At 72.7% G+C, this 23,972-nt stretch carries 24 protein-coding genes and 1 tRNA gene; 16 read left to right on the top strand and 9 right to left on the bottom strand.

What is annotated here, in order from left to right; genetic code table 11:
* Position 1: 1 nt before the first annotated feature.
* From I2W78_RS03310 to I2W78_RS03300, 3 genes are read right to left on the bottom strand one after another with little or no spacing between them, the layout of a single operon-like run.
* Positions 2-1,006, bottom strand: a complete 1,005-nt coding sequence (locus I2W78_RS03310) for a Gfo/Idh/MocA family protein (RefSeq protein ID WP_196456771.1) — start codon at positions 1,004-1,006, stop codon at positions 2-4.
* Between the two features lie 43 nt (positions 1,007-1,049).
* Positions 1,050-1,826 (bottom strand): SDR family oxidoreductase, encoded by a 777-nt coding sequence (locus I2W78_RS03305; RefSeq protein WP_196456769.1) that lies wholly within the window; start codon positions 1,824-1,826, stop codon positions 1,050-1,052.
* A 15-nt stretch (positions 1,827-1,841) separates the two neighbouring features.
* Entirely contained in the window at positions 1,842-3,008 is a 1,167-nt protein-coding gene (locus I2W78_RS03300) for a phytanoyl-CoA dioxygenase family protein (protein WP_196464386.1), read from the bottom strand.
* Positions 3,009-3,113: 105 nt separating this feature from the next.
* On the opposite strand from I2W78_RS03300, the gene I2W78_RS03295 reads away from it, so the two are divergent.
* On the top strand, positions 3,114-4,148 hold the full coding sequence (locus I2W78_RS03295; protein WP_196456766.1) for a LacI family DNA-binding transcriptional regulator: 1,035 nt from the start codon (positions 3,114-3,116) through the stop codon (positions 4,146-4,148).
* Between the two features lie 75 nt (positions 4,149-4,223).
* Positions 4,224-4,826, top strand: a complete 603-nt coding sequence (locus I2W78_RS03290; RefSeq protein WP_196456764.1) for a TMEM175 family protein — start codon at positions 4,224-4,226, stop codon at positions 4,824-4,826.
* Positions 4,827-4,835: 9 nt separating this feature from the next.
* On the opposite strand, the gene I2W78_RS03285 is transcribed toward I2W78_RS03290, so the two are convergent.
* Complete coding sequence (locus I2W78_RS03285; RefSeq protein ID WP_196456762.1) at positions 4,836-5,999, bottom strand: Gfo/Idh/MocA family protein; 1,164 nt, start codon at positions 5,997-5,999, stop codon at positions 4,836-4,838.
* A 113-nt stretch (positions 6,000-6,112) separates the two neighbouring features.
* Between I2W78_RS03285 and I2W78_RS03280 the strand changes: the two genes are divergently transcribed.
* Positions 6,113-7,114 (top strand): LacI family DNA-binding transcriptional regulator, encoded by a 1,002-nt coding sequence (locus I2W78_RS03280; protein ID WP_196456760.1) that lies wholly within the window; start codon positions 6,113-6,115, stop codon positions 7,112-7,114.
* Here I2W78_RS03280 and I2W78_RS03275 read toward each other — a convergent pair.
* Entirely contained in the window at positions 7,104-7,448 is a 345-nt protein-coding gene (locus tag I2W78_RS03275) for a cupin domain-containing protein (protein ID WP_196456758.1), read from the bottom strand. The two genes, I2W78_RS03280 and I2W78_RS03275, sit on opposite strands and share 11 nt — an antisense overlap.
* 173 nt (positions 7,449-7,621) lie before the next feature.
* On the opposite strand from I2W78_RS03275, the gene I2W78_RS03270 reads away from it, so the two are divergent.
* The 6 genes from I2W78_RS03270 (at position 7,622) to I2W78_RS03245 (ending at position 13,282) form a co-directional block, all read left to right on the top strand.
* Positions 7,622-8,272, top strand: a complete 651-nt coding sequence (locus tag I2W78_RS03270) for a GntR family transcriptional regulator (RefSeq protein ID WP_196456756.1) — start codon at positions 7,622-7,624, stop codon at positions 8,270-8,272.
* A gap of 63 nt (positions 8,273-8,335) precedes the next feature.
* Complete coding sequence (locus I2W78_RS03265; protein ID WP_196456754.1) at positions 8,336-9,088, top strand: PIG-L deacetylase family protein; 753 nt, start codon at positions 8,336-8,338, stop codon at positions 9,086-9,088.
* Positions 9,085-9,795, top strand: a complete 711-nt coding sequence (locus I2W78_RS03260) for a 4-carboxy-4-hydroxy-2-oxoadipate aldolase/oxaloacetate decarboxylase (protein ID WP_196456752.1) — start codon at positions 9,085-9,087, stop codon at positions 9,793-9,795. Before I2W78_RS03265 ends, I2W78_RS03260 begins: the two co-directional genes overlap by 4 nt.
* The gene (locus I2W78_RS03255) at positions 9,792-10,880 is read left to right on the top strand and encodes a 4-oxalomesaconate tautomerase (protein WP_196456750.1); all 1,089 of its coding nucleotides are present in this window, start codon (positions 9,792-9,794) and stop codon (positions 10,878-10,880) included. The genes I2W78_RS03260 and I2W78_RS03255 overlap by 4 nt, the downstream gene beginning before the upstream one ends.
* Entirely contained in the window at positions 10,877-11,827 is a 951-nt protein-coding gene (locus tag I2W78_RS03250) for a VOC family protein (protein ID WP_196456748.1), read from the top strand. The genes I2W78_RS03255 and I2W78_RS03250 overlap by 4 nt, the downstream gene beginning before the upstream one ends.
* Positions 11,828-11,953: 126 nt before the next feature.
* Positions 11,954-13,282, top strand: coding sequence for an MFS transporter (locus I2W78_RS03245; protein WP_196456746.1), 1,329 nt, complete (start codon positions 11,954-11,956; stop codon positions 13,280-13,282).
* A gap of 17 nt (positions 13,283-13,299) precedes the next feature.
* Here the strand turns inward: I2W78_RS03245 and I2W78_RS03240 are convergent, their stop codons facing one another.
* Positions 13,300-13,860, bottom strand: coding sequence for a DM13 domain-containing protein (locus I2W78_RS03240; RefSeq protein WP_196456744.1), 561 nt, complete (start codon positions 13,858-13,860; stop codon positions 13,300-13,302).
* A gap of 162 nt (positions 13,861-14,022) precedes the next feature.
* On the opposite strand from I2W78_RS03240, the gene I2W78_RS03235 reads away from it, so the two are divergent.
* The 3 genes from I2W78_RS03235 to I2W78_RS03225 all read left to right on the top strand — a co-directional run bounded on the left by I2W78_RS03235 (position 14,023) and on the right by I2W78_RS03225 (position 15,168).
* A complete protein-coding gene (locus tag I2W78_RS03235; protein WP_141307072.1) occupies positions 14,023-14,385 on the top strand; it encodes an ArsR/SmtB family transcription factor in 363 nt (120 codons plus the stop codon).
* On the top strand, positions 14,382-15,032 hold the full coding sequence (locus I2W78_RS03230) for an SRPBCC family protein (protein ID WP_196456742.1): 651 nt from the start codon (positions 14,382-14,384) through the stop codon (positions 15,030-15,032). Before I2W78_RS03235 ends, I2W78_RS03230 begins: the two co-directional genes overlap by 4 nt.
* A 62-nt stretch (positions 15,033-15,094) precedes the next feature.
* Positions 15,095-15,168 (top strand) — tRNA-Pro (locus I2W78_RS03225).
* A gap of 51 nt (positions 15,169-15,219) precedes the next feature.
* On the opposite strand, the gene I2W78_RS03220 is transcribed toward I2W78_RS03225, so the two are convergent.
* Both I2W78_RS03220 and absR1 read right to left on the bottom strand, forming a co-directional pair.
* The gene (locus tag I2W78_RS03220) at positions 15,220-15,513 is read right to left on the bottom strand and encodes an SCO4225 family membrane protein (RefSeq protein WP_196456740.1); all 294 of its coding nucleotides are present in this window, start codon (positions 15,511-15,513) and stop codon (positions 15,220-15,222) included.
* Between the two features lie 169 nt (positions 15,514-15,682).
* On the bottom strand, positions 15,683-16,768 hold the full coding sequence (gene absR1, locus I2W78_RS03215) for a beta-glucuronidase AbsR1 (RefSeq protein WP_196456738.1): 1,086 nt from the start codon (positions 16,766-16,768) through the stop codon (positions 15,683-15,685).
* A gap of 98 nt (positions 16,769-16,866) precedes the next feature.
* Between absR1 and I2W78_RS03210 the strand changes: the two genes are divergently transcribed.
* The gene (locus tag I2W78_RS03210) at positions 16,867-18,669 is read left to right on the top strand and encodes a LuxR family transcriptional regulator AbsR2 (RefSeq protein WP_196456736.1); all 1,803 of its coding nucleotides are present in this window, start codon (positions 16,867-16,869) and stop codon (positions 18,667-18,669) included.
* A gap of 13 nt (positions 18,670-18,682) precedes the next feature.
* Here the strand turns inward: I2W78_RS03210 and I2W78_RS03205 are convergent, their stop codons facing one another.
* Positions 18,683-21,286, bottom strand: coding sequence for a CHAT domain-containing protein (locus tag I2W78_RS03205; protein WP_196456734.1), 2,604 nt, complete (start codon positions 21,284-21,286; stop codon positions 18,683-18,685).
* A 109-nt stretch (positions 21,287-21,395) separates the two neighbouring features.
* Between I2W78_RS03205 and I2W78_RS03200 the strand changes: the two genes are divergently transcribed.
* Genes I2W78_RS03200 through I2W78_RS03190 form a run of 3 tightly spaced genes read left to right on the top strand, consistent with a single transcriptional unit; the run spans position 21,396 to position 23,958 of the window.
* Complete coding sequence (locus I2W78_RS03200) at positions 21,396-22,829, top strand: S8/S53 family peptidase (protein ID WP_196456732.1); 1,434 nt, start codon at positions 21,396-21,398, stop codon at positions 22,827-22,829.
* A 59-nt stretch (positions 22,830-22,888) separates the two neighbouring features.
* Positions 22,889-23,464, top strand: coding sequence for an RNA polymerase sigma factor (locus tag I2W78_RS03195; RefSeq protein ID WP_196456730.1), 576 nt, complete (start codon positions 22,889-22,891; stop codon positions 23,462-23,464).
* The gene (locus I2W78_RS03190; protein ID WP_196456728.1) at positions 23,461-23,958 is read left to right on the top strand and encodes a hypothetical protein; all 498 of its coding nucleotides are present in this window, start codon (positions 23,461-23,463) and stop codon (positions 23,956-23,958) included. Before I2W78_RS03195 ends, I2W78_RS03190 begins: the two co-directional genes overlap by 4 nt.
* The last annotated feature ends 14 nt before the right edge of the window (positions 23,959-23,972 follow it).

The raw sequence follows: 23,972 nt of genomic DNA, 5'->3' as shown, positions 1-23,972 counted from the left end.
GTCACACGGCGCGGACCTCGTCGACGCGGACGGGCCGGTGCTCCCGCAGCGACAGCGTGCACGCCTCCGCGATCCAGCCCGCCTCCAGCGCGTCCGCGACCGTGCACGGCGAGGGCCGGCTGCCCGCGACGACCTCGGTGAACGCGGTGAGTTCGGCGCGGTAGGCCGCGGTGAAGCGGTCCATGAAGAAGTCGTGCGGGGTGCCCGCCGGGAAGGTCACGCCGGGCTCCACCGACCGCAGCGGCAGCTTGTCCTCCAGGCCGACGGCGATCGAGTCCGCGAAGCCGTGCAGCTCCATCCGTACGTCGTAACCCCGGCCGTTGTGACGGCTGTTGGAGATCACCGCGATCGTGCCGTCGTCCAGCGTGAGCAGCGCGCCCGTGGTGTCGGCGTCACCGGCCTCCGCGATGTACTGCGCGCCCCGGTTGCCGCCGACGGCGTACACCTCGGTCACCTCGCGTCCCGTCACCCAGCGGATGATGTCGAAGTCGTGCACGGAACAGTCGCGGAAGATGCCGCCGGAGGCGGCGATGTACGCGGCCGGCGGCGGTGCCGGGTCCAGGGTCGTCGACCGTACGGTGTGCAGCGTGCCCAGCTCACCGGCGAGCACCGCCTCCCGCGCGGCGACGAACCCCGCGTCGAAGCGCCGGTTGTAGCCGATCTGCACCGGCACGTCCCGCCCCTCGACGGCCTTCAGCACCGCCACGCCCTCGGCGATGGTGCGGGCGACGGGCTTCTCGCAGAACACGGGCACGCCCGCGTTCACCGAGGCGAGGATGAGGTCGGGGTGGGCGTCGGTCGCGGCGGCGATCACCACGCCGTCGATCCCGGCGGCCAGCACGGCCTCGGGCGAGTCGGCGACCTCGGCCCCGAACCGCTCGGCGGCGGCCTTGGCCGCGTCCGTGAACGGGTCGGCGAGGACGAGCGACTCGACCGCGTCGAGTCCGGAGAGGGTCTCGGCGTGGAAGGCGCCGATGCGGCCGAGGCCGAGGATTCCGATACGCATGAAGGTGTTGCTCCTTGGGGGCTTGTACGAGGGTGGGGCCGGGTCAGTCGAGTCCGCCGAGCACGTTCTGGTCCCAGTCGATCACCGAACCGGTGACCACTCCGGAGCGGTCCGAGAGCAGCAGGACCACGAAGTCGGCGATCTCGTCCGGTTGGCCGAGCCGGCCCATCGGCAGTTTGGCGGCCGCCTGTTCGCGCCAGTCGTCCCCGGCGCCGTGGAAGGCGCGCTGCGTGGTGTCCTCGCCCTCGGTCGCGGTCCAGCCGATGTTGAGGCCGTTGATCCGGATCCGGTCCCAGCGGTGGGCGTGCGCGGCGTTGCGGGTGAGCCCGGCGAGTCCGGCCTTGGCGGCGACGTACGGGGCGAGGAACGGCTGGCCGCCGTGCGCCGAGGACGTGATGATGTTGACGATCGTGCCGGGCGCCTTGCGCGCCAGCATGTCGGCGACGGCGGCCTGCATCGCGAAGAACGGTCCCTTGAGGTTGATCGCGATGTGCTGGTCGAACAGCTCGGGGGTGGTGTCCAGCAGCGTGCCCCGCGAGGTCAGGCCCGCGCTGTTGACCAGGCAGTCGATCCGGCCGTACGCGGCGACGGTCCGCGCCACCGCGTCCTTCGCCTGCCCGGCGTCCGCGAGGTCGGCCCGGAGGAACTCGGCCTTGCCCCCGGCCGAGGTCAGCTCGTCCACCAGCGCCTCACCGGGCTCGGGGCGCCGCCCGGTGACGGCCACGACCGCCCCTTCGCGCACCGCCGCCCGCGCGACGGCCGCGCCGACGCCCTGGCTGCCGCCGTTGACGAGGACGACCTTGTCGTCGAGAAGTCCCATGTCGTGCCGCTCCTTTCAGCTCTCGCGCCGCTCGGCGCCGGCCCGCAGCGCGGCCCGCAGCGCCTCGGGGGTCCAGTCCTCGCGCAGCGCCCGCCGTACGAGATCCGCCTGCGAGGGCGGGGCCAGGCCGTCGACCGGCGGGTCGCTGTCGAGGTTGGTGGGGAAGGCGTAGCCCTCGGCGCTCGCTGCGATCACGTTGTGCAGCCAGTGCTCGTCCGCGCCCTCGGCCCGGCGTTTCAGCAGCACCGGGAAGACGGCGTTCGCGACGGCCTCCCGGTCCACCGTCTCCATCGCGCGCCCGAACGCGGAGGACACCTGGAGCAGGTTCGCCATGCGCCGCACGTCCTGCGAGCGGTTGGTGCCGGCGGCGTGGAACAGCGCCGGGTTGAAGAAGACGGCGTCGCCCTTGGCGAGCGGGAGCTGGACGTGCCGCTCCTCGAAGTAGGCCCGGAAGTCCGGGAGCCGCCAGGCCAGATACCCCGGCTCGTACGTCTGCGAGTACGGCAGGTACATCGTCGGCCCGGACTCCACCGGCATGTCGCAGTGCGCGACGGCGCCCTGGAGGGTGAGCACGGGGGAGAGGCGGTGCACATGCGCCGGGTAGGCCGCCGCGGCCTCGTTCGACAGGAACCCCAGGTGGTAGTCGCGGTGCGCGCTCTGCGCGGCGCCGCCCGGGTTGACCACGTTGACCTGCGAGGTGACCTGGTAGCCGGGGCCGAGCCAGGCCTGGGACACCAGGGCGAGGATGTCGCTCGCGTAGTAGCCGGCGAACGCCTCCGGGTCGTACAGGGCGGCCTTCTCCAGCGCGTTCCACACCCGGTCGTTGGCGCCCGGCTTCGCGAAGTGGTCACCCGCGGCGGCGCCCGAGGCGCGCTGCTCGGCGATCAGGGCCTCGAACACGGCCGTGACGGCGTCGACGACCGCCGGGTCCGGGAAGGCGCCCCTGAACACGACGATTCCGGGGCCGTCCGAGAGGGCGCGGACCAGCTCGGCCTGGACGGCGCGCCGGTCCGGGGCCGTGCGCAGCCGCTCGCTGTCGTAGACGAGGACGTTCCGCTCGACGGAGGCGGCGTACGGGTAGTCGGCGGCGTCGGTGGTCCGCTCGACGTGGGCCCGGAAGGCGTCGAGATCGCAGTCCCGCTCGGACAGCCGGGCACCGCGGTGTACGGGGGTGAAGGACATCGGCGTCCTCTCGGTGACGGGGTGGCGCAGCGCTGTCATTCTTGTCAGTACAAACCCCTCGAACAACCGGCAGCAACCCATCAAAAATCCCTCAAGGAGCCGTCCGTGGGCCACCCCTTCCCGATCCGGGAGATCGCACGTCAGGCCGGTCTGAGCGAGGCCACCGTCGACCGGGTCCTCAACGGGCGGGGCGGCGTGCGCGAGAGCACCGCGCAGGAGGTGCGCCGCGCCATCGCCGACCTGGACCGGCAGCGCACCCAGGTCCGGCTGGTGGGCCGTACCTTCATGATCGACATCGTGATGCAGGCCCCGGAACGGTTCTCCACCGCCGTACGCGCCGCTCTGGAGGCGGAGCTGCCGTCCCTGCACCCGGCCGTCGTGCGCTCGCGGTTCCACTTCCGGGAGACCGGGCCCGCCGAGGAGCAGGTGCGGACCCTGGACCGGATCGCGAGGCGCGGCTCGCAGGGTGTGGTCCTCAAGGCCCCGGACGTCCCTGAGGTCACCGCCGCCGTGGCCCGGCTGGTCGCGGCGGGCATCCCGGTCGTCACCCTCGTGACCGACCTGCCCGCGAGCGCCCGCCTGGGCTACGTCGGCATCGACAACCGGGCGGCGGGCGCGACCGCCGCGTACCTCATGGGCCAGTGGCTCGGCGACCGCCCCGGCAATGTCCTCACCAGCCTCAGCAGCGGCTTCTTCCGCAATGAGGAGGAGCGCGAGATGGGCTTCAGGAGCGTCATGCGCGCCCGGCACCCGGAGCGCACCCTCGTCGAGATCGCCGAGGGACAGGGCCTGGACGCCACCCAGTACGACCTGGTCCGCGCCGCCCTCGAACGCGACCCGGACATCCGCGCGGTCTACTCGATCGGCGGCGGCAACATCGCCACCCTGCGCGCCTTCGAGGACCTCGGCCGCGAGTGCGCGGTGTTCGTCGCGCACGACCTCGACCACGACAACACCCGCCTGCTGCGCGACCACCGCCTGTCCGCCGTGCTCCACCACGACCTGCGCCAGGATCTGCGCGAGGCCTGCCACCTGGTGATGCGCGCGCACGGCGCGCTGCCGCCCGCCGCGCCCACCGTGCCCTCCGCGATCCAGGTGGTGACGCCCTACAACATGCCGTCGCAGGCGGCGGCCGTGTGACATCGGCGCTCTTCGGCGGCATGGCCCGGGCGTGTATCCCCGCGCGCCGGGCCACGCCTCCCTACCGTCCTGCGCATGTGGAAATCGATCCCGGACGGGGGGCCCGAGCGGCTGGTGGCGCTCGCGGACGGCGTCTTCGCCATCGCCATCACCCTGCTCGTCCTGGATCTCTCCGTGCCACGGGACCTGAACTCCGAGCAGTATCACGAGGCGTTGCTGGAGCTGCTCCCGGACCTCGGTGCCTACGCCCTCAGCGTGGCGGTGCTGGGCGGCTTCTGGCGCGACCACCGCAGGATCTTCCGCGCCGTGGGGCAGGTGGACGGCCAGCTCATCGTCGTGTCCTTGCTGGGCCTGGGCGTCGCGGCCCTGCTGCCCTTCCCCACCCGGCTGCTCTCCGACTACGGCTACGAACCCGTCTCACCCGCGATCTACGGGGCGGCGGTCGCCGCGCTCGGCGCCTGCCACCTGGTGCTGGGCGTCCTGCTGGGCAGGCGCCCCTGGCTGCGCGCCCCGGGCGCCCCCGAACTGGGCACCGGACTCCATCTGCTCGACCCCGCCGCGACGGTGGTGGTCTTCCTGCTCACCGTTCCGCTGGCCGCCCTGGTGGGGTCCGCGGCCATGTGGTGGTGGCTGGTGCTGATCCCGGTCAAGGTCTGGATCGGCCGACGGGTCCGCTGACGCGCACGGTCACGGTCGGGCGTCCACGGCGACCCACGCGCCGCTCTCCACGGACCGCGCCATCGCGTCCAGTACGACGGCGCTGTGCACGGCGTCCGCCGGCGTGGCCCCGTGCGGGCTGCCCTCGGCGATGGAGCGCAGGAAGCGGTACGCCTCGACGACCTTCAGGTCGTCGTAGCCCATGGCGTTGGCGGCACCTGGCTGGAAGGCGGCGAACTCGCCGTGGCCCGGGCCCACGTACACGGTGCTCACGGGCTGGTCCTGGTAGGCGGTGCCCCGGCTGATGCCGAGCTCGTTCATGCGCCGGAAGTCCCAGAACACCGCGCCCCTGGTGCCGTGCACCTCGAAGCCGTAGTTGTTCTGCTCGCCGACCGAAACCCGGCAGGCCTCCAGGACACCCCGGGCCCCGGAGGCGAAGCGCAGCAGACAGCTGACGTAGTCCTCGTTCTCGACCGGGCCGAGTTCACCGCCGGTGGCGCGGGAGTGGCCGGCGGTGGCGCCGGTGGGGCGGGCCCGCTCCGGGACGAAGATCGCCGTGTCGGCGGTGAGCGCCGCGATGTCGCCGAGCAGGAAGCGGGCCAGGTCGGCGCCGTGCGAGGCCAGGTCGCCCAGCACTCCGCTGCCGCCACGCTCCCGCTCGTAGCGCCAGGTCAGGGCGCCCTCGGGATGCGCCGCGTAGTCGCTGAACAGCCGGATCCGGGCATGGGTGACCGTGCCGAGCTCACCGGAAACGATCAGCTCGCGGGCGGTCTCCACGGCGGGCGCGTTGCGGTAGTTGAACCCGACCGCGCCCTGCACCCCGGCCTTGGCCACCGCGTCGGCGACCGCGCGGGCGTCCCCGGCCGTGAGGCCGACCGGCTTCTCGATCCAGATGTGCTTGCCGGCCTCGGCCATCGCCACGCCGATCTCGCGATGCAGGAAGTTCGGCGCGGTGATGCTGACCGCGTGCACGCGCGGGTCGGCGGCCACCTCGCGCCAGTCGCGGGTCGCCGAGGCGAACCCGAACTGCTCGGCGGCCTGCTCGGCCCGGCCCGGCACCTCCTCGGCCACGGTCACCAGCTCGGGGCGCAGGGGCAGCTGTGGGTAGTGGTGCGGGAGGCGCGCGTAGGCCTGGGTGTGGACCCGGCCCATCCAGCCGAATCCGACGACGGCGACGCCGAGCGTGTCCACCATGAGAGAGCCCCTCTTTGGACCGTTCCAGAACCTGTCCAGGCCACCCTGAGCGCGGCCACCGCTGAGTGTCAACCCTTTGACAAGCCCAGGCGCCGCATGGAACGGTCCATGCCATGAGACCGCCGACGATCCGTGACGTGGCCGAGCACGCCGGCGTGTCCAAGTCCCTGGTCTCGCTGGTCCTGCGCGGCTCCGAGCAGGTGCGGCCCGAGAAACGGGAGGCCGTGCTGCGGGCCGTGCGCGAACTGGGCTACCGGCCGAACGCCGCCGCCCGCAGCCTCAGCGAACAGCGCACCCGCACGGTCGGCGTCCTGCTGCACGACCTGCGCAATCCCTGGTACGTCGACCTGCTCGACGGGCTGAACTCCCTGCTGCACGCGGGCGGTCTGCACATGCTGCTCGCGGACGCCCGCCTCAACCGCCGTACCGGGCAGGACCCCACCGGCCCCTTCCAGAACCTCGGCGTCGACGGCCTGGTCGTGGTCGGCACACTGCCGGATCCGGCGGCGCTCGGTCCGGTCGCCGAGCGGATACCCGTGGTGCTGGCCGGCGCCCGCGAACCCGTACCGCCCGGGGTGGACGTGGTCGCGGGCGACGACGAGAAGGGCGCGCGGCTCGTCACGGAGCACCTCATCGGCCTCGGACACCGCCGCATCGCGCACATCGCGGGCTACGGCGCCGTCGGCGACCTGCGGCGGCGCGGCTTCGAGGCGACGATGCGCGAGCACGGCCTGGCCGACCTGGCCGTGGTGGAGCCGAGCGACATGACGGAGGAGGGCGGCTACCGCGGCACCGTCCGGCTGCTCAGCCGCCCCGACCGGCCCACCGCCGTCTTCGCGGTCAACGACATCGCCGGCGTCGGCGCGCTGTCGGCGGCCGGGGAGTTGGGACTGCGGGTCCCGCACGAGCTGTCGGTGGCCGGTTACGACAACACCAGCATCTCCCGGCTGCGCCACCTGTGGCTCACCACCGTCGACAACGCGGGCCACGAGGTCGGCCGCCGGGCCGCCCGCTGTCTGCTCGACCGGCTGGAGGCCGCCGGGGGAGAGGGACGGCTCCGACTCGCCGTGCCGACGCTGGAGATCCGCGGCACGACGGCCGCCGTCACTGATTGATCGCGTACGCCTTGCGCAGCGTCTCGTGCACGGTCCACGTCGTGCGGTCGCCCTCGCGCAGTACGGCCATGTCACCGGGCCCGACACGCAACGTCGGCCCGTCCGCCACCTCGATCGTCGCCGACCCGCTGATCACCACGAACAGCTCGTCGGCCTCGGTGTCGGTCACGACACCCGGCGTGATCTGCCAGATGCCCCGGACCTGACGTCCGTCCTCCGACTCCCAGACCACCTTCCCGGTCACCTCGGGCGTACCGGAGACGATCTGTGCCGGGTCGAGCGGCTCCGGTTCGAGCTCGGCGTCGGGGATGTGGAGAGCGAAGCTGTGGTTCATGGGGCGACCCTAACCAGGGCTGACGCCCGCCGGGTGCCGACAAGGTGTGCGGGATCGACACTCCAGGGCGGACACTTCGTCGCGGTGTCGGCGACCAGACTTCGGACGAAATTGTTGACAATCTTGTTTGGCTAGATTTACGTTCGACAGGCACTCACTCAGGGAGGGCAACGATGCCGAAAGAAGCCCGTCCGAGCACCGGAGAGCAGGCCAAACAGCTCGCGCTCACGCAGCTGAGGCAGGCGATCCTGGGCGGCGAGATGGCACCGGCGCAGCGGCTGGTGGAGAACGAACTCGCCGAGCAGTTCGGTGTGACCCGGGCGAGCATCCGGGCGGCGCTGATCGATCTGGAGGCACAGGGCCTGGTCGAGCGGATCCGCAACCGCGGCTCGCGGGTGCGGGTGGTGACCGTGGACGAAGCGGTCGCCATCACCGAGTGCCGCATGGTCCTGGAAGGACTCTGCGCGGCGAAGGCGGCCGTCGCGGCCGGCGACGAGCAGCTGGACGAACTGACCGACCTCGGCACGGCCATGACCAAGGCCGTGGCCGACGGCGAGCCGGTGACCTACTCCGACCTCAACCACGAACTGCACGCCCGGATCCGGGAGTTCTCCGGCCAGCACACGGCCGTGGAGCTGCTGGAGCGACTCAACGCCCAACTGGTACGCCACCGCTTCCAGTTGGCGCTCCGGCCGGGGCGTCCGCAGCAGTCCCTGAACGAGCATCTGGCGATGATCGAGGCGATCAGGGCCAGGGACCCGAAGGCGGCCGAGGAGGCCGTCCGCGCCCACCTCTACAGCGTGATCCAAGCGTTGCGTGACTGACGCGCTGCGCGACTGACGCACGCGGGGCGGGCGCCCACCTGTCCATCAAGGAGACTCTCTGCAATGACGCATGCCAACGCGCCCGCCGCAGCACCACGTTCGACGCTCGTCGTCACCGCGCACGCAGGCGACTTCGTCTGGCGGGCGGGCGGTGCCATCGCCCTGGCCGCCGCCCGCGGCGAGCGGGTCACCATCGCCTGCCTCACCTTCGGCGAGCGCGGCGAGTCCGCCAAGGCGTGGCGCGAGGGCAGGCAGCTGGACGAGATCAAGGCGATCCGCCGGGACGAGGCCGAGCGCGCCGCCGCCACCCTCGGCGCCGAGGTCCGCTTCTTCGACGCCGGCGACTACCCCCTGATCGCCACCCCCGAACTCACCGACCAGCTGGTGGAGGTCTACCGCGAGACCCAGCCGGACGTCGTCCTCACCCACCCCACCGAGGACCCGTACAACGGCGACCACCCGGCCGCCAACCGCATGGCTCTCGAAGCCCGCGTGCTCGCCCAGGCCATCGGCTACCCCGGCAAGGGCGAGATCATCGGCGCCCCGCCGGTCTTCTACTTCGAGCCGCACCAGCCGGAGATGAGCGGCTTCCGGCCCGAGGTGCTCCTCGACATCACCGAGGTGTGGGAGACCAAGCGCAAGGCCATGGAGTGCCTCGCCGCCCAGCAGCACCTGTGGGACTACTACACCGACCTCGCCGTCCGCCGCGGCGTCCAGCTCAAGCGCAACGCGGGCCCCAACCTGGGCCTCGCGCACAAGACCATGGCCGAGGCCTACATGCGCCCCTACCCGCAGATCGCCAAGGAGCTGGCATGAGCGGCGTGGTCGTCACCAACCCGCCGAAGGCGGACGCGAAGGACGTCGAGGCGCTGGCCGGCTACGGCGTGGCCACCGTCAGCGAGGCGATGGGCCGCACCGGACTGCTCGGCACCGAACTGCGCCCGATACAGCAGGGGATCAGGGTCGCCGGCACCGCCGTCACGGTGATCGGCTGGCCCGGCGACAACCTCATGATCCACGCCGCCGTGGAGCAGTGCGGCGACGGCGACATCCTGGTCGTCACCACCACTTCCCCCTCGACTGACGGCATGTTCGGCGAGCTGTTCGCGACCGCGCTGCGGCAGCGGGGCGTGCGGGGGCTGGTCATCAACGCGGGCGTCCGGGACACCCAGGAGCTGCGCGAGATGGGCTTCCCCGCCTGGGCGCGGGCGGTCTCCGCGCAGGGCACAGTGAAGGCCACCGGCGGCTCGGTCAACGTGCCGGTCGCCATCGGCGGCCAGGTCGTGCGCCCGGGTGACGTGATCCTCGCCGACGACGACGGCGTGGTCGTCGTACCGCGCGAACGCGCCCGCGAGACGGTGGCGAAGTCCGAGGCCCGGGAGGCGAAGGAGGCCAGGTCCCGCGCCGCGTTCCTGGACGGCGAACTCGGCCTGGACCGCTACGGGCTGCGGGACACGCTCAAGCGCCTCGGCGTCGAGTACGTCTCCTACGAGGAGTACGCCGGCGAAGGGACGGGCTCGTGACGTTCGAGGCGGTGCCGTGTCTGCTGATGCGGGGCGGCACCTCCAAGGGCGCCTACTTCCTCGCCGACGACCTGCCCGCCGACCCGGCCGCACGCGACGACCTGCTCCTGCGGATCATGGGCAGCCCCGACCCCCGCCAGATCGACGGGCTCGGCGGAGCCCACCCGCTCACCAGCAAGGTGGCGGTCGTGTCGCCCTCACCCGACCCGGACGCCGACGTCGACTACCTGTTCCTGCAAGTCGCCGTCGACAAGCCTGAGGTGACTGACCGTCAGAACTGCGGGAACATCCTCGCCGGGATCGGCCCGTTCGCCGTCGAGCGCGGGCTGGTCCCGGCGGGGGAGGAGCGGACCTCCGTACGGATCCGGATGCTCAACACCGGCGACCACGCCACGGCGACCTTCCCCACGCCGGGCGGCCGCGTCGACTACACCGGCGACGCCGAGATCTCCGGCGTGCCGGGCGGCGCGGCGGCCGTGCTGATCGAGTTCCCGCCCGGCACCGGACCGCTGCTGCCCACCGGCAACGTCCGCGACGAGATCCACGGCGTCCCCGTGACCTGCGTGGACAACGGCATGCCGACCGTGCTGGTCGAGGCCGCCGCGCTGAAGGTCACCGGCCATGAGTCGCCCGCCGAGCTGGAGGCCGACGAGGAGCTGGCCGACCGGCTGCGGGAGGTCCGACTGGCGGCGGGGGAGTTGATGGGTCTGGGTGACGTGTCGGAGACGACCGTGCCCAAGGTGACGCTGCTCGCCGCGCCGCGCGACGGCGGCGCGGTCTGCACCCGCACCTTCATCCCCGTGCGCTGCCACCCGTCGATCGGTGTGCTCGGGGCGGCCAGTGTGGCCGCCGGCCTGCGGATCGAAGGCGGCGTCGGTGCGAACCTCGCGGAGCTGCCCGCCGACAGCGACCGCCTTCGTATCGAACACCCCTCCGGATTCATGGACATCGAGGTCAGCCTCGGCGGCGACACCGGAGGACTTGTCTCCGCCCGTCGCACGGCCGTGGTCCGTACCGCTCGCAAGATCTTCGACGGCACCGTGTTCCCCAGGGCCGCCGCACAACCCCTTGGAGGTCGAGGATGACCCCGCCGCTCGGCGACATCGCCCATGTCGGGCACGCGCAGCTGTTCACGCCGGACCTGGACGCCAGCGTCGCCTTCTTCACCGACTACCTCGGCCTCACGGTCAACGGTCAGCACGGCGACACCGTCCACCTGCGCACCTTCGACGACTACGAGCACCACAGCCTGGTCCTCACCGCCCGCGACCGGCCCGGCCTCGGCCGGCTCGCCCTGCGCACCTCCAGCGAGGAGGCCCTCCAGCGCCGGGTGAAGGCGGCCGAGGAGGCCGGCCGCCCCGGCCACTGGACCGAGGACGAACCCGGCCTCGGCAAGCTGTACGTCACCACCGACCCGGACGGCCACGAGCACGCCCTGTACTGGGAGAGCGAGCACTACCGGGCACCCGACGAGCTGAAACCCGCGCTGAAGAACCAGCCGCAGGCCAAGCCCAACCGGGGCGTCGGCGTACGCCGCCTGGACCACGTCAACTTCCTCGCCGCCGACGTGCTCGCCAACGCCGAGTTCCAGCAACAGGTGCTCGGCGCCCGCCCCACCGAGCAGATCCGGCTCGACTCCGGGCGTATCGCGGCCCGTTGGCTGACCTTCACCAACAAGTCGTACGACGTCGTCTACACCGAGGACTGGACGGGGTCGAACGGCCGGCTGCACCACATCGCCTTCGCCACCGACACCCGCGAGGACATCCTGCGCGCCGCCGATCTCGCCATCGACACCGGCGTGTTCATCGAGACGGGCCCGCACAAACACGCCATCCAGCAGACGTTCTTCCTCTACGTCTACGAGCCGGGCGGCAACCGTATCGAGCTGTGCAACCCGCTCACCCGGCTGGTGCTGGCGCCCGACTGGCCGCTGATCACCTGGACCGAGGCCGAGCGGGCCAAGGGGCAGGCGTGGGGGCTGAGGACCATCGAGTCGTTCCACACGCACGGGACCCCGCCGGTGGGCTGAGAGGCGTGCTGGGAGCCATCCCGGACTGTCGGCGATGGATTGTCGATGAGATTGTTGACAAAAACGTTGACTGTCGCGGGATGGCTCCTTAACGTCTTGCGCACCCCGCACGAGAGGAAAACAAGGATGTCCTCCTCCCCCGCTCTGTCCGCCCGCGGCAGCAGACTGGCCGTTCTGGCCGTCGGTCTGTGCTGGCTGGCCGTCCTCTTCGACGGCCTCGACATGTTCATCTACGGCTCGGTGCTGCCGCACATGCTGGAGCAGCAGGCCCTCGGCATCACCCCGGACCAGGCCGGCGACCTCGGCAGCTACGCCACCTTCGGCATGCTCGTCGGTGCGCTGACCGCGGGGACGGTCGCCGACCGGATCGGCCGCAAGAAGCTGATGGTCGCCTGCGTGACGCTGTTCTCGCTGGCCTCCGGACTGTGCGCGATCGCCGACAGCGTCGCGGTCTTCGGCCTCGGCCGGACCCTCGCCGGTGTCGGCCTCGGCGGTCTGCTGCCGACCGCGATCAGCATGGTCTGCGACTACGCCCCGCGCGGCCGCGGCGCCCTCACCATCGGCATGCTGATGACCGCCCACCACGCGGGCGGCATCCTCTCCGCCTACGTCGCCCTGTGGGTCGTGGAACCGCTCGGCTGGCGCGCCGCCTTCTGGGTCTGTGTCGCCCCGCTGCTGTTCGCGCCGGTGCTGGTGAAGTTCATGCCGGAGTCACTGAGCTTCCTGCTCGCCAAGGGACGGACCGAGGAGGCGGCCGAACTGGCCCGCCGCTACGACGTCGAACTCCCCGCCGCCCCGTCCGGCAGGCAGGGCGCCACCGACCGTTTCCACGCCCTGGCGAACCTGTTCCGCGGCGGCGAGTGGATCCAGACCCTGCTGTACTGGCTGGCCTCCTTCGGCGGACTGCTCCTCGTGTACGGCGTCGCCACCTGGCTGCCCACCCTGATGCGTGGCGAGGGCTACGAGCTGGGTTCCGCGCTGACCTTCGTCGTCCTGTTCAACCTCGGCGGCATCGTGGGCATGCTGATCGCCGGCCGCGCCGCCGACTGCTTCGGCGCCCCGCGCATCTCGGCGATCTGGTTCGCGCTGACCGCCGCCGGTGTCTTCCTGCTCAGCGTCCACATGCCGCCGGCGGTGACCATGACGCTGGTCTTCCTGACCGGCGTGTTCCTCAACAGCGCCCAGACCATGATCTACGCGACGGTGTCGATCCGTTCCGTCCCGGAGAACCGGGCCACGGCGGTCGGCTGGACGTCCGGGATGGGCCGCTTCGGCGCCGTGTTCGGCCCGTGGCTGGGCGGCCAGTTGCTCGCCGCGAACAAGGGCGACTGGGGCTTCACGGCCTTCGCGCTCGCCGGTGTCTCGTCGATGGTCTTCATCGGCGTGGCCGCACTCCGTGGCGGGCGGAAGTCCTCGGGCACCGGCGCTCAGCAGGAGCTGGCCACGGCTCACTGAGGACCCCCGCCGGCCTCTCAGGCGCGCGCCAGCTCCGCCGCCCCGAACGAGACGTCGAACCGGTCGCACCAGATGCTCACGCTGGTGAAATCGGCCGGGTCGACGCTCGCCGGAATCGCGTAGTTCTGGTCGCCCTTGTTGCCCTTGAGGTGACCCAGACTCTCGTACGCCCCGTCGTCGAACACATGCCAGCCCGCCCGGCCCTCCTTCACCGGCGCGTCCGTCAGCCACACCCGCAGGTCCGGGCCGTTGCTGGTGTTCAGGTCCGTCAGTCGCAGCACATGGGAGCCGTCGGCGAGGCGCAGCAGGCTCACCGTGCCGGACGTGGCGTGCTCATGGCTGATCAGCTCCCCTTGGGCGACCGTCACCGGCTCCGTGGGCGTGGGAGTGGGTGACTCGGGCGGGCTGTCAGCGCCCGGCCCGTCAGGAGTGCCGGACGCGACCGGCGGCGCCGCGGGCACCGCCTCCTGCACGGTCTCGTCCACCCACAACTTCCACGGCTGGAACCAGTACAGCCCCACCGCGACGACCACGAGTGCGACGACCGCACTCACCGGCACCCAGAATTTGCGCCCCATCTCCGGCTCCTTCCGTCCTGTTCGAAGCCATTCAAGACGCCCACACCGACGGAACGCGACACTCGGCGGATGACGAAATCCTTACGGCCACCAACACCGGCCAAGCAGCGGCATCATAAATCAGTAGTCGCTTATATAAGTCGAGCATGATACGTTTCCGCCATGCACGCCTTCGATGTGCTCGGCGACCCGGTCCGTCGCCGCATCCTGGAGCTGCTCGCCGACGGTGAGATGACCTCCGGGGCGGTCAGCGATGTCATCCGGGAGGAGTTCGGGATATCCCAGCCCGGCGTCTCGCAGCATCTGAAGGTGCTGCGGGAGAACGGTTTCGCGACGGTACGCCCCGAGGGAACCCGGCGCCTGTACGCGGTGAACTCCGAACCACTGCGGGACATCGACGCCTGGCTCGACCGGTTCCGTCGCTTCTGGACCCCACGCCTGGACGCCCTGGCCACCGAGTTGGCCCGCGGCAAACGCGAGCGCCGGCTGCGCGGCGCAGACGACCCACCGAGGAGCACCACATGATCGACGTCACCCATCAGATCAACTCCGTGAGCCGCCAGGTCGGCAAGCGCGTATTCAAAGCCGGCGAGGCCCGTGTGGTCACCGTGAGCCAGACCTACGACGCCTCGCTCGACGACGTCTGGGACGCCTGCACCAACGCCGAGCGCCTGCCCCGCTGGTTCGCGCCGGTCACCGGCGAACTCCGGCTCGGCGGCCGCTACCAGGTGCAGGGCAACGCCTCCGGCACCGTCGAGCGCTGCGATCCGCCCAAGGGCTTCTTCGCGACCTGGGAGTTCGGCGGCGACGTCAGCTGGATCGAGCTGCGCCTCACGCCCGAGGGCGACGAGCGCACCCGCTTCGAGCTGGAGCACATCGCCCACGTCGACGACGAGCGGTGGGCGCAGTTCGGGCCCGGCGCGGTCGGCGTCGGCTGGGACCTGGCCGTCATGGGCCTCGCCACCCACCTGTCCTCCGGCGCGGCCGTCGACCCCGCCGAGGCCGAGGCCTGGGCGACCTCGGAGGAGGGCATCCGCTTCATCACCCTGTGCAGCGAGGGGTGGTACGCCGCGAGCGTGGCGTCCGGCGAGGACGAGACGGCGGCCCGGGCGGCGGCCGACCGGACCACCGCGTTCTACACGGGCGCGGGCGAGCAGGGCACCGGCGAGTAGCGAGGACCGTATGAGGTAGTGTTTACCTGCGCGTTCACCCGGAACACCGGGCGACGGCGCACCGGGACGTGGCGCAGCTTGGTAGCGCACTTGACTGGGGGTCAAGGGGTCGCAGGTTCAAATCCTGTCGTCCCGACGGTGCGCGGAGGGCCTTCGCCGGTGAGAGCCGGCGAGGGCCCTTCGTGCGTCACCGGGTGCGCCTGCCGCGCAGCAGTCGCCACAGCAGCCAGGCCTGGGCCAGGCCGCCGGCGGTCAGCAGCGCGACGTGTCCCTCCGGTGAGGCGGGGATCGCCAGCAGGGGAACAGATACGGGCAGGGTCAGGGCGATGAGCCAGATCCCGCCCATGCCGGGGTCGCCCACCAGGACCAGCGTGCCCAGCCAGGCGGCGACGCCGACCACGAGCAGGGCGTAGCCACCGGCCACGAGCAGGGCGGTGTCTCCACGGGAGTACAGACCGGCGGTCTGCCGGGGCGAACGCATGGAGGTCTCCTCCGTTCGGGACTGCGTACCTCCAGGAGTACCCCTGCGCGGCGCGCTCATGGCATGGCGTGGTCGGAGCCCGTCACCCTCCCCCGAAGGTGACGGGCCCCGACCGCTCCCCCGGTGCCGGAGTGTGGTCCAGCCGCCCGTGTGGCGCGGGGTCGTGCGGTCACCAGCACATGACCGCTGTCTCGCCCGGACCCCACGAGGAGTACAGGCGCACACGGACGAAGTAACGGCGGCCCTTGACGAGCCGGGCCCGGACAGTGGCGTTGCCGGAGGCGCCTCCGTCGTCCTGTCCGGCCAGGTAGCGGGGTTCGCCGTCCCGCTCCTCGAAGACCACGACGACGGCGTCGCTCTCGCCGAAGGTGCCCACCGTGTACGTGCGGGTCTGAGGCGGCTCGACAGTGAAGTCGGCCTGCTCGCCCGGCCCCAGACGGAGCGGCTCCGAACGGAACGGCACCAGCGCGGGCGGCCGCGCCCCGTCGGCCGACGGGTACCAGCGGAGTACGAACTCCTTGTCCAGGGCGGAGAGCGTGCCGGGCGGGTTCAGTCCCGCGCGGAACTGCTCGGGCTGAAGGATCAGCCCCGACGGGAACGGGTACTCCATGATCGACTGCGGGTCCCAGACAGAGCCGTTGACCTCGTCCGGGTCGAGCTTGCGCAGGACGTTGAAGAAGGTCCGGTCGCGGTTCCAGAAGTTCGGCGGGCCCGCCAACTCGTCGTAGACGGCCTCGTCGTCCCAGTGGATTCCGGCGAACGGGCTCTGGTGCTCGTGCAGCATCCCGAGCGCGTGCCCGATCTCGTGCAGGGCCGTCCCGCGCTCCCCTTGCTCGGTCAAATCCCAGCCGAAATTCATGGTGCGGTCGTTCAGGCCGACCTGGAGCGCGTCCTTGCCCACGGTCGACCACGAACCGTCGCCCAGCTGGAAGCCGATCCGCAGCTCGGCCTCCGTCCGGTCGTCGACCTCGGTGAAGGTGAGGCCGATGCCCAGGCCCTGCCACTCCTCGAAGCACTCGCGGACGACGTCCTGCTGCTCCTTGGCACCACCCCACGACACCCGCCGGGTCTCCGTGGTCCCCGGGACGGGGATGACGGAGCCGTCGGCGTCGCCGTCGAAGAAGTAGTAGTGCAGCACGGTGCCGTTGACCCACATCCGGCGGCCGCCGACGAGCGCACTGAGCCGCTCGGCGGTCAGCCCCGGCGCGAAGACGGGGGCCGACGCCTGCGCGAGGGAGCAGTAGCGTCCGGGCATGCGCACAGACTGCCCGCCCCCGCACCCGGGCCGCCTGAGTCGGGGGCTACTCAAGTCGCCCTGTATCAGGACTGAGTAGTGGCGCTCTGGTTGACGTGATGACTTACGAACAGGACGCGAAGACCCTGGAGCTGCCCTGGCCGTTCACCGGGCGGGAGGACGAACTCGAACTCGTGCGCCGCTCGCTGACCGCCGGCCGGTCCGGCATCGTGGTGACCGGGCCCGCCGGGTACGGCAAGACCCGACTGGTCACCGAGGCCGTCCGCGGCACCGACTGCGCCAGGGCCGCCGGAACACCCGAGACCCGGCAGCTCCCCTTCGCCGCGTTCGCCCACCTGCTGCCCGAGCGGGTCACCCTGCACCGGGCGGTGCAACTGCTGTCCGGCGTACGGCTGTTGCTGGTCGACGACGCGCACCTGCTCGACGACGCCTCCGCCGCCCTGGTCCACCAGCTCGCCGTGCACGGCCGCACCCGCCTGCTCGTCGTCGCCACCGACGGCGCGCCCGTGCCCGGCGCGATCTCCCGACTGTGGACCGGCGAACTGCTGCCCCGGCTCGCCCTGGAACCGCTGCCCGCCGAAGAGACGGCACCGCTGCTCACCGCCGGCGCGGGCGGCCCGCCGGCGCCGCTCACCGCGGGCCGGCTGCTCCGCCTGTGCCAGGGCGATCTGCGGCTGCTGCGCGACCTGCTCGGCGCGGTGCGCGAGCGCGGACTGCTCAGCCGCGTCGAGGGCACGGACGAACGGGCCTGGCGCGGGCCGGTGCCGGTCACCGCCACGGTCCGTGACCGCGTCGCCCCCGCCCTCGACCGCACCGCCCCCGACGAGCGCGAGACCCTCGACCGTCTCGCCTTCGCCGAACCCCTCCCGTTGTCCATGGACGCCCTCGACCTCGGCATCCTCGAACGGCTCGAACACGACGGCCTGATCCACATCGGCGACCACAGCACCGTCCACCTCGCCCACCCCCTCCTCGGGCCCGCCCTGCGAGCCACCGCCGGCAAGCTCCGTGCCCGGCGCCTGGCGGGCACACCGGACCGGTGCGATGCCGCCCTGGCCGCCGAACAGGCGGAGCTGCTGCGGCGCATCGAGCAGGCCGACGTACGCCCCTTGGCCACGCCCGTGGGGGAGTGGCTCGCCGCCGAGGGCGCCTCGGTGCCGGCCGGGTACGCCGCCGTACGGGCGCGGTTCGCGCGGCTGCGCGGAGAGCTGCGGGAGGCCGGGGCGTGGGCCCGGGAGGGGTTGCGCGGCACGGCCGACGACGCGTCCTGCCGTACCGAAGTCGCCCTCGCCGCAGCCCAGTCGGGCGATGTGACCGCCGGTGCGGAGGCCGAGGTGAGCGGTGCCGTGGCCCTGTGGGCGGCGGCCGCGCGCGGCGACCTCGACCGGGCGCTGGCGGCGGTCGAGGCGGACAATGCGTACGACGCCGTACGCCTCGGTGCGCCGGAACACGCCACCGGACGCCTGCGCGGCGTCTTCGCCGAGCACGCCGACGCGCTCGCCCGCGGCGACGGGCCCGGCCTGGACCGGGCGGCCGAACGGCTTCAGGAGCGCGGGTTCATGCTGTTCGCCGCCGAGGCACACGCCCAGGCCGTACGGGCGCACCGCGACCCGCGCGCCGCCCGCACCTCACGCACCCGCGCCGCCGCCCTCGCCCGAAGCTGCCAGGGCGCCCGCACCCCCGCCCTGTCCGGCCTGGCCCTCGGCGAACTCACCGCCCGTCAGCGCCAGATCGTCACCCTCGCCGCGGCCGGCCTCAGCAACCGCCAGATCGCCGAACAGCTCACCCTCTCCGTCCGCACGGTCGGCAACCACCTCTACAGCGCCTACGCCCGCCTCGGCGCCGGCGACCGGGCGGCCCTGCCGTGGCTGGTGGAACTGCCGGACGCGCAGCCCGCGTAACCGCGACGCCGCGTCACGCCGCCCCGAACGCCGTGAACGCCCACCCCGTCGCCTGGTGCACCGCGTCCCCCGGCACGGCCGCACGGGCGTCGCGGAGGGCCTCGGCCAGGGACAGGCCGGTCGCCAGGCCCTTGTGGAGGGCCAGCATCAGCGGGACCACGGCGGCGTCGTTGACGGGCGCGCTGCTCGCGACGACGCCCGCCGTGCCCAGCGGGAGCAACGCGGTGACCAGGCCGAGGAGTTCGTCGGCGCCCACCGAGGCGAGGCGGGCGGTGTCGCAGCTGGAGAGGATGATGCGGTACGGGCTGCGGTCCAGGCGTTCGAAGTCGTGCACGATGAGCGGCCCGTCGGCCATCCGCAGCGCCGAGAACAAGGGGCTGTCCGCACGGAACGTGCCGTGCGCGGCGATATGGGCGAGGGCGGCCCCGTCCAGTTCCTCCAGGACGCGCGGGACGCGGGCCTCGTCGTGCTCCAGGACCGTCGGCCTGCCGTACCGGTCGGCGACCTCGGGCACCTCCGCGCCACCGGTCGCAAGCCCGGGCCCGCGCACCAGCACGTGCCGCCCGCCCGGCGGCGGCTCGGTCTCCCGCGCCCGCAGCCAACTGCTCGCCGACGGCGACACGCTCAGCACCCGCTCCCGCAGCGAGGGCAGCAGCGCCCACGGCACCCGGTGCAGCCGCGCCGGCGGCACCACCACGACCGGACCGGGCCCGAGCTGCGCGGCGGCCGGCCCGAGCAGCAGCTCCTCCAGCCGCCGCCCCGCCGCCTCCACCACCGGCAGCCGCCCCTCCGCGCCCGGGTGCGCGAGCCGCCGCAGCCCCGCCTGTACGTGCTCGGCCTCGGCCTCCGCCTCCGCGAGCCGCCCCGCCGCGAACCGTCGTACCCGCCCCTGACCGCACAGCAGCACATGCACGCGCCCGTCGAGCACGGCGAGTTCGACCAGCCGCGTCTCACCCAGCCGCGCCAGCAGACGGCCCACGTCGAACCGGTCCCCGTCGCCGGGCGAGTCGCCCCGCATGTGCAGGGTCCGCGAGCGGACCTCCCGCTCCAGACGCCGCTGCTCGCGCTCCAGCGCCGGCACCGGGCGGCCCTCCATCCGGGCGGCCTCCGCGCGGGCGGCGATCTCCCGGAACGCGGTCAGGGAGCGCACCAGCGCCGGATCGGCGGGCGGCCGGGTGGGCGGCGCGGACAGTACGGTGGCCCGCCACCGCTCGCTCCACATCAGCAGCCGCCGCGGCCCCCCGCAGGCGAGGCTGACCTGCTGTGCCAGCGCCGCCAGCTCCGCACCCTGCTCGGTGGCGCGGGCCCGCAACTCCGAGGCGCCGAGCGTCATCCGGTGGTCGTCCAGGACGTCGAGCCCGCGCCGGCACGCCTCCAGCACCCCCCGACTCGAACCGGCGGCACGCGCGCGCAGGGCCTGCGCCGCCCAGCCCGTCATCCGCGCGTGCGGTGGCCCCGTGTGCCTGCTGCGGGCGGCGACCGCGAGATGCCGCTCGGCGTCCGTGCGCCAGCCCAGGGCCAGCGCGATCCGGCCCGCGAGCAGCGACGCCTCCGGCGCGGCCGGTGCCCCGAACGCGGCCAGCCGGTCGGCCACCGCGGCGGCGTCCGCGACCAGTCGGCCCGAACGGCGCCCGGCGGCCACCCGGGACTCGATCAGCACCAGCCGGGCGTGCGTCTCCCACCAGGTGCGCCGCTGCGCGGCGAACAGCCGCACCGCCAGCGCCGCCCGGGCGATCGCCGTGTGCGGATCGCCCGCCAGCCGGGCCGCGCGGGCGGCGACGAGCAGCAGCTCCGCCTTGCGGGTCGACTGCCCGCCGATACCGTCCAGTACGCCGGTCGCCGCGTCCGCCTCGGCCAGCGCCTCCGGGGCCAGCCCGGCCGCCATCAGCACCTCGCAGCGCCGGATGTCGAGCATGAAGGAGGGCGTGCCGAGCTTGGCGTACCGCTCCTGCGCCTCGTCCAGCAGCCGCAGCGCCGCCGGGATGTCACCCGACCGGAACGCGGCCAGGCCCCGGCTCTCCACCGCGTCGGCCTTGTCGTGCTCCTGCCCGGTCGTGTCCCACAGTCGCTCGGCCGCCGTGAAGTCGGCATCGGCCCGCTCCACCGCGCCCAGCGCCAGATGCACGGTCGCCCGCAGGGTCAGTGCCCGGGCCGTCCAGATCACGTCGTCCGCCTGCCGCAGCACGGGAATCGCCCGGCGTACGTCCTCCAGCGCCTGACGGTGATGGCCGAGCACCCACCACACGTAGGCCCGGCGGTACAGCACCCGCGCGCGCGTGTGCCCCGTACCGCGCAGCACGCCCCGCTCGAACGCGGCCAGCCCCTGCCGGGTGCGGCCGGCGTGCACCAGCGCCACGCCGAGCGTGCCGAGGACGTCCGCCTCCCGCTCGGCCGACTCCGCGCGCGCCGCCAGATCGCGGGCGCGGCGCAGATGGTCCAGGGCGATCCGCAGATCGCCGAAGTCCCGCTGCCAGATACCGATCACCTGATGGGCGACGGAGGCGTGCAACGGCGGCGGATCGGTGTCGAGAACCCGCTGAGCCCCTGCCAGCGCGTCGTTCGGTGCGGCGAACACCATCGGCAGCAGTTCGAGAACCGAGTCGCTTCCCGCTGTCACCCCTCGGATGGTAGTGGCCCCGGAACCATGCCACACGGGTTTGTCTCTGTATCAATCAGCGGCCCAGCTGCTCTAGTTGTCGACCAATGCTCCAGTGAGGGGACACGCCATGGCACCACAGCGATTCCGCGAGCAGTTCGACCAGATCCAGCGCTCGATGCCCGACGTCCCTCTGGCGATGGGGCCCGACGACTCGGCCGAATTCATGTACGAGAAGGGTGTCGTGCTCGCCCGCGACGGCGAGGAGGCCCGGATCGTCGAGGACACCGTGCGGGCCCACTTCACCGAGACCGCCGGTCTGGTCGGGGAGCGGGTACGCCGGACGAGCCCCGAGACCAACCGCTCCGGAATCACCCGTATCCAGGTCGGCGACCCCGGGCAGGGCGACCGCCGAGGCGACCCGGCGGTGGCGAACGCCCTGCGCGCGCTGCGCACGGCGGAGGGACGCGCGGGACGCAGGCTGGTCAGCCGCAACCACGTCGTGCACATCGCGGTCAACGCCTGCCCCGGTGACGAGCCCGTGCCCGCCCAGCCCACCGAGCAGCCCAACCCCGCGCCCGCCGAGGGCCTCTACGACTCGGACACCGCGGTCGGCGTGCTGGTGATCGACACCGGCCTCATGCGGGACTACCGCTCCTACCCGCTGCTGGCCCGGGCCCAGGGCGACTTCCAGATCAAGGAGTGCGACGACGACGGCATCCTCCAGCAGTACGTCGGGCACGGCACGTTCATCGGCGGACTGGTCGCCGCCGTCGCCCCCAACACCGACCTCACCGTCAGCAACTCGCTGAACGACGCGGGCGCCGTCCTGGAGTCGGAGTTCGGCGACAAGCTCTTCGAGGCCGTCGACACCAGCGGCTGGCCCGACATCCTCAGCCTCTCCGCCGGCACCTCCAACGGCCGCACCGACGGCCTGCTCGGCGTGCAGGCCTTCATGGAGGAACTGCGCACCCGGCACACCCTGCTGGTCGCCGCCGCCGGCAACAACGGCAGCGCCACCCCGTTCTGGCCCGCCGCCTACGCCGACCTGCCGGAGTACGCGAGCAGCGTCCTGTCGGTCGGAGCGCTGCGCAGCGACGGCGAGTTCGGTGCCTGCTTCAGCAACCACGGCGCCTGGGTGAAGGTCTACGCCCCCGGCGAGCGCCTCACCAGCGCCCTCACCGGCTTCGCCGAGCCCGTCCCGTACGTCTACCAGCACTCCACCTACGCGTCCTGCCGCTACGGCTTCGGCTACGCCTGCACCTGCACGTCCCCCCGGCACACGGGCGTGCTCAGCGGCGACCGGGCCGGCCCGGACCAGCCGGACCAGGTGATGTTCGAGGGGCTCGCGAACTGGAGCGGCACCTCCTTCGCCACCCCCGTGGTGGCCGGGATGATCGCCTCGCACATGGTCGCCCACAAGGAGACCGACCCGCGCGCCGCCCGACAGCAACTGCTCGCGGGCAACACCGAGTTCGCGGAGGTACGCGGCGCCATCGTGCCGGCTCTGCGTCCGCCGACCTGGCGCCCGGGGCCGGTCGGCACCGCCGGACCCGCGGCATGACGGTCCTGGCGGTCCCCGCCACGGCGTACGATGACGTGTCGTACACAAGGGGTGGGGCCGTGGACCGTGCAGATGTCGGCGTGCTCGTCCAGTCCGCCGTCGACGGTGACGCGGCGGCCTGGAAAGCGCTGGTGGAAGGGCTCAGCCCGCTGGTGTGGTCGGTCGCGCGCGCCCACCGGCTCTCCGACGCCGACGCGCACGAGGTGTACCAGACCGTCTGGTTCCGCTTCGCCCAGCACCTGGGGCGGATCCGGGAACCGCAGAAGGCCGGGGCCTGGCTGGCGAGCACCGCGCGGCACGAGAGCCTGAAGGTGCTCAAAAGCCTCCGCCGGATGACACCGACCGACGATCCGCAGCTGCTGGACCGGGTCAGCGAGGACCGGACGCCCGAGCAGACGGTGATCGACTCGGAGGAGGCGGCCGCCGAGAGCGAGCGCATCCGGCGGCTGTGGCAGGAGTTCGAGGAACTGGGGGAGCGCTGCAGGCAGTTGCTGCGGGTCCTGATGGCCTCGCCGCCGCCCAGCTACCAGGAGGTGTCCGCCGCCCTGGGTATCGCCGTCGGCAGCATCGGGCCGCTGCGCCAGCGCTGTCTGCGTCGCCTGCGGGCCCGACTCGACGCACGGGGAGCACTGTGAACGCCAACAACGAGGACGGCTTCGACGGCACCGAAGGCGTCCTGGACGACACGGAGTTCGACGGCGGCCTGCTGGAGGAGGAGCTCCGCGGCGCCGCCGCCGTCCTGGACCCGGTGCCGGCCGAGCTGCGCCGCATCGCCGTCGACGCCTACGCGCTGCACGACCTGGACGCCCGGCTCGCCGAGCTGACCTTCGACTCGCTGGTCGACGCGATCCCCGTGCGGGGGGTGACGGACGCGCCGCGGATGCTGACCTTCCGCAGCGGTGACCTGACCGTCGACGTCGAGGTGACCGCCGAGGGCCTGATGGGGCAGGTGCTGCCGCCCCAGCCGGCCCGCATCGAGGTGCTCTGCGGCCCCCAGCCGGCCGCGCCGGACACGCTCACGGCCGACGCCATGGGCCGCTTCGCCGGTGACGTGGCCCCGTCGGGCCCCTTCGCACTGCGGCTGCGGACCGGCGGGGAAGTGGTCGTCACGGAGTGGCTGCGGGCCTGATTCCGCCCGCGGAA

This window comes from Streptomyces spinoverrucosus, from assembly GCF_015712165.1.
Classification (GTDB): Bacteria; Actinomycetota; Actinomycetes; order Streptomycetales; family Streptomycetaceae; genus Streptomyces; species Streptomyces spinoverrucosus_A.
The sequence above is the reverse complement of the archived record's forward strand: the minus strand, read 5'-3'. Positions and strand labels throughout refer to the sequence as shown.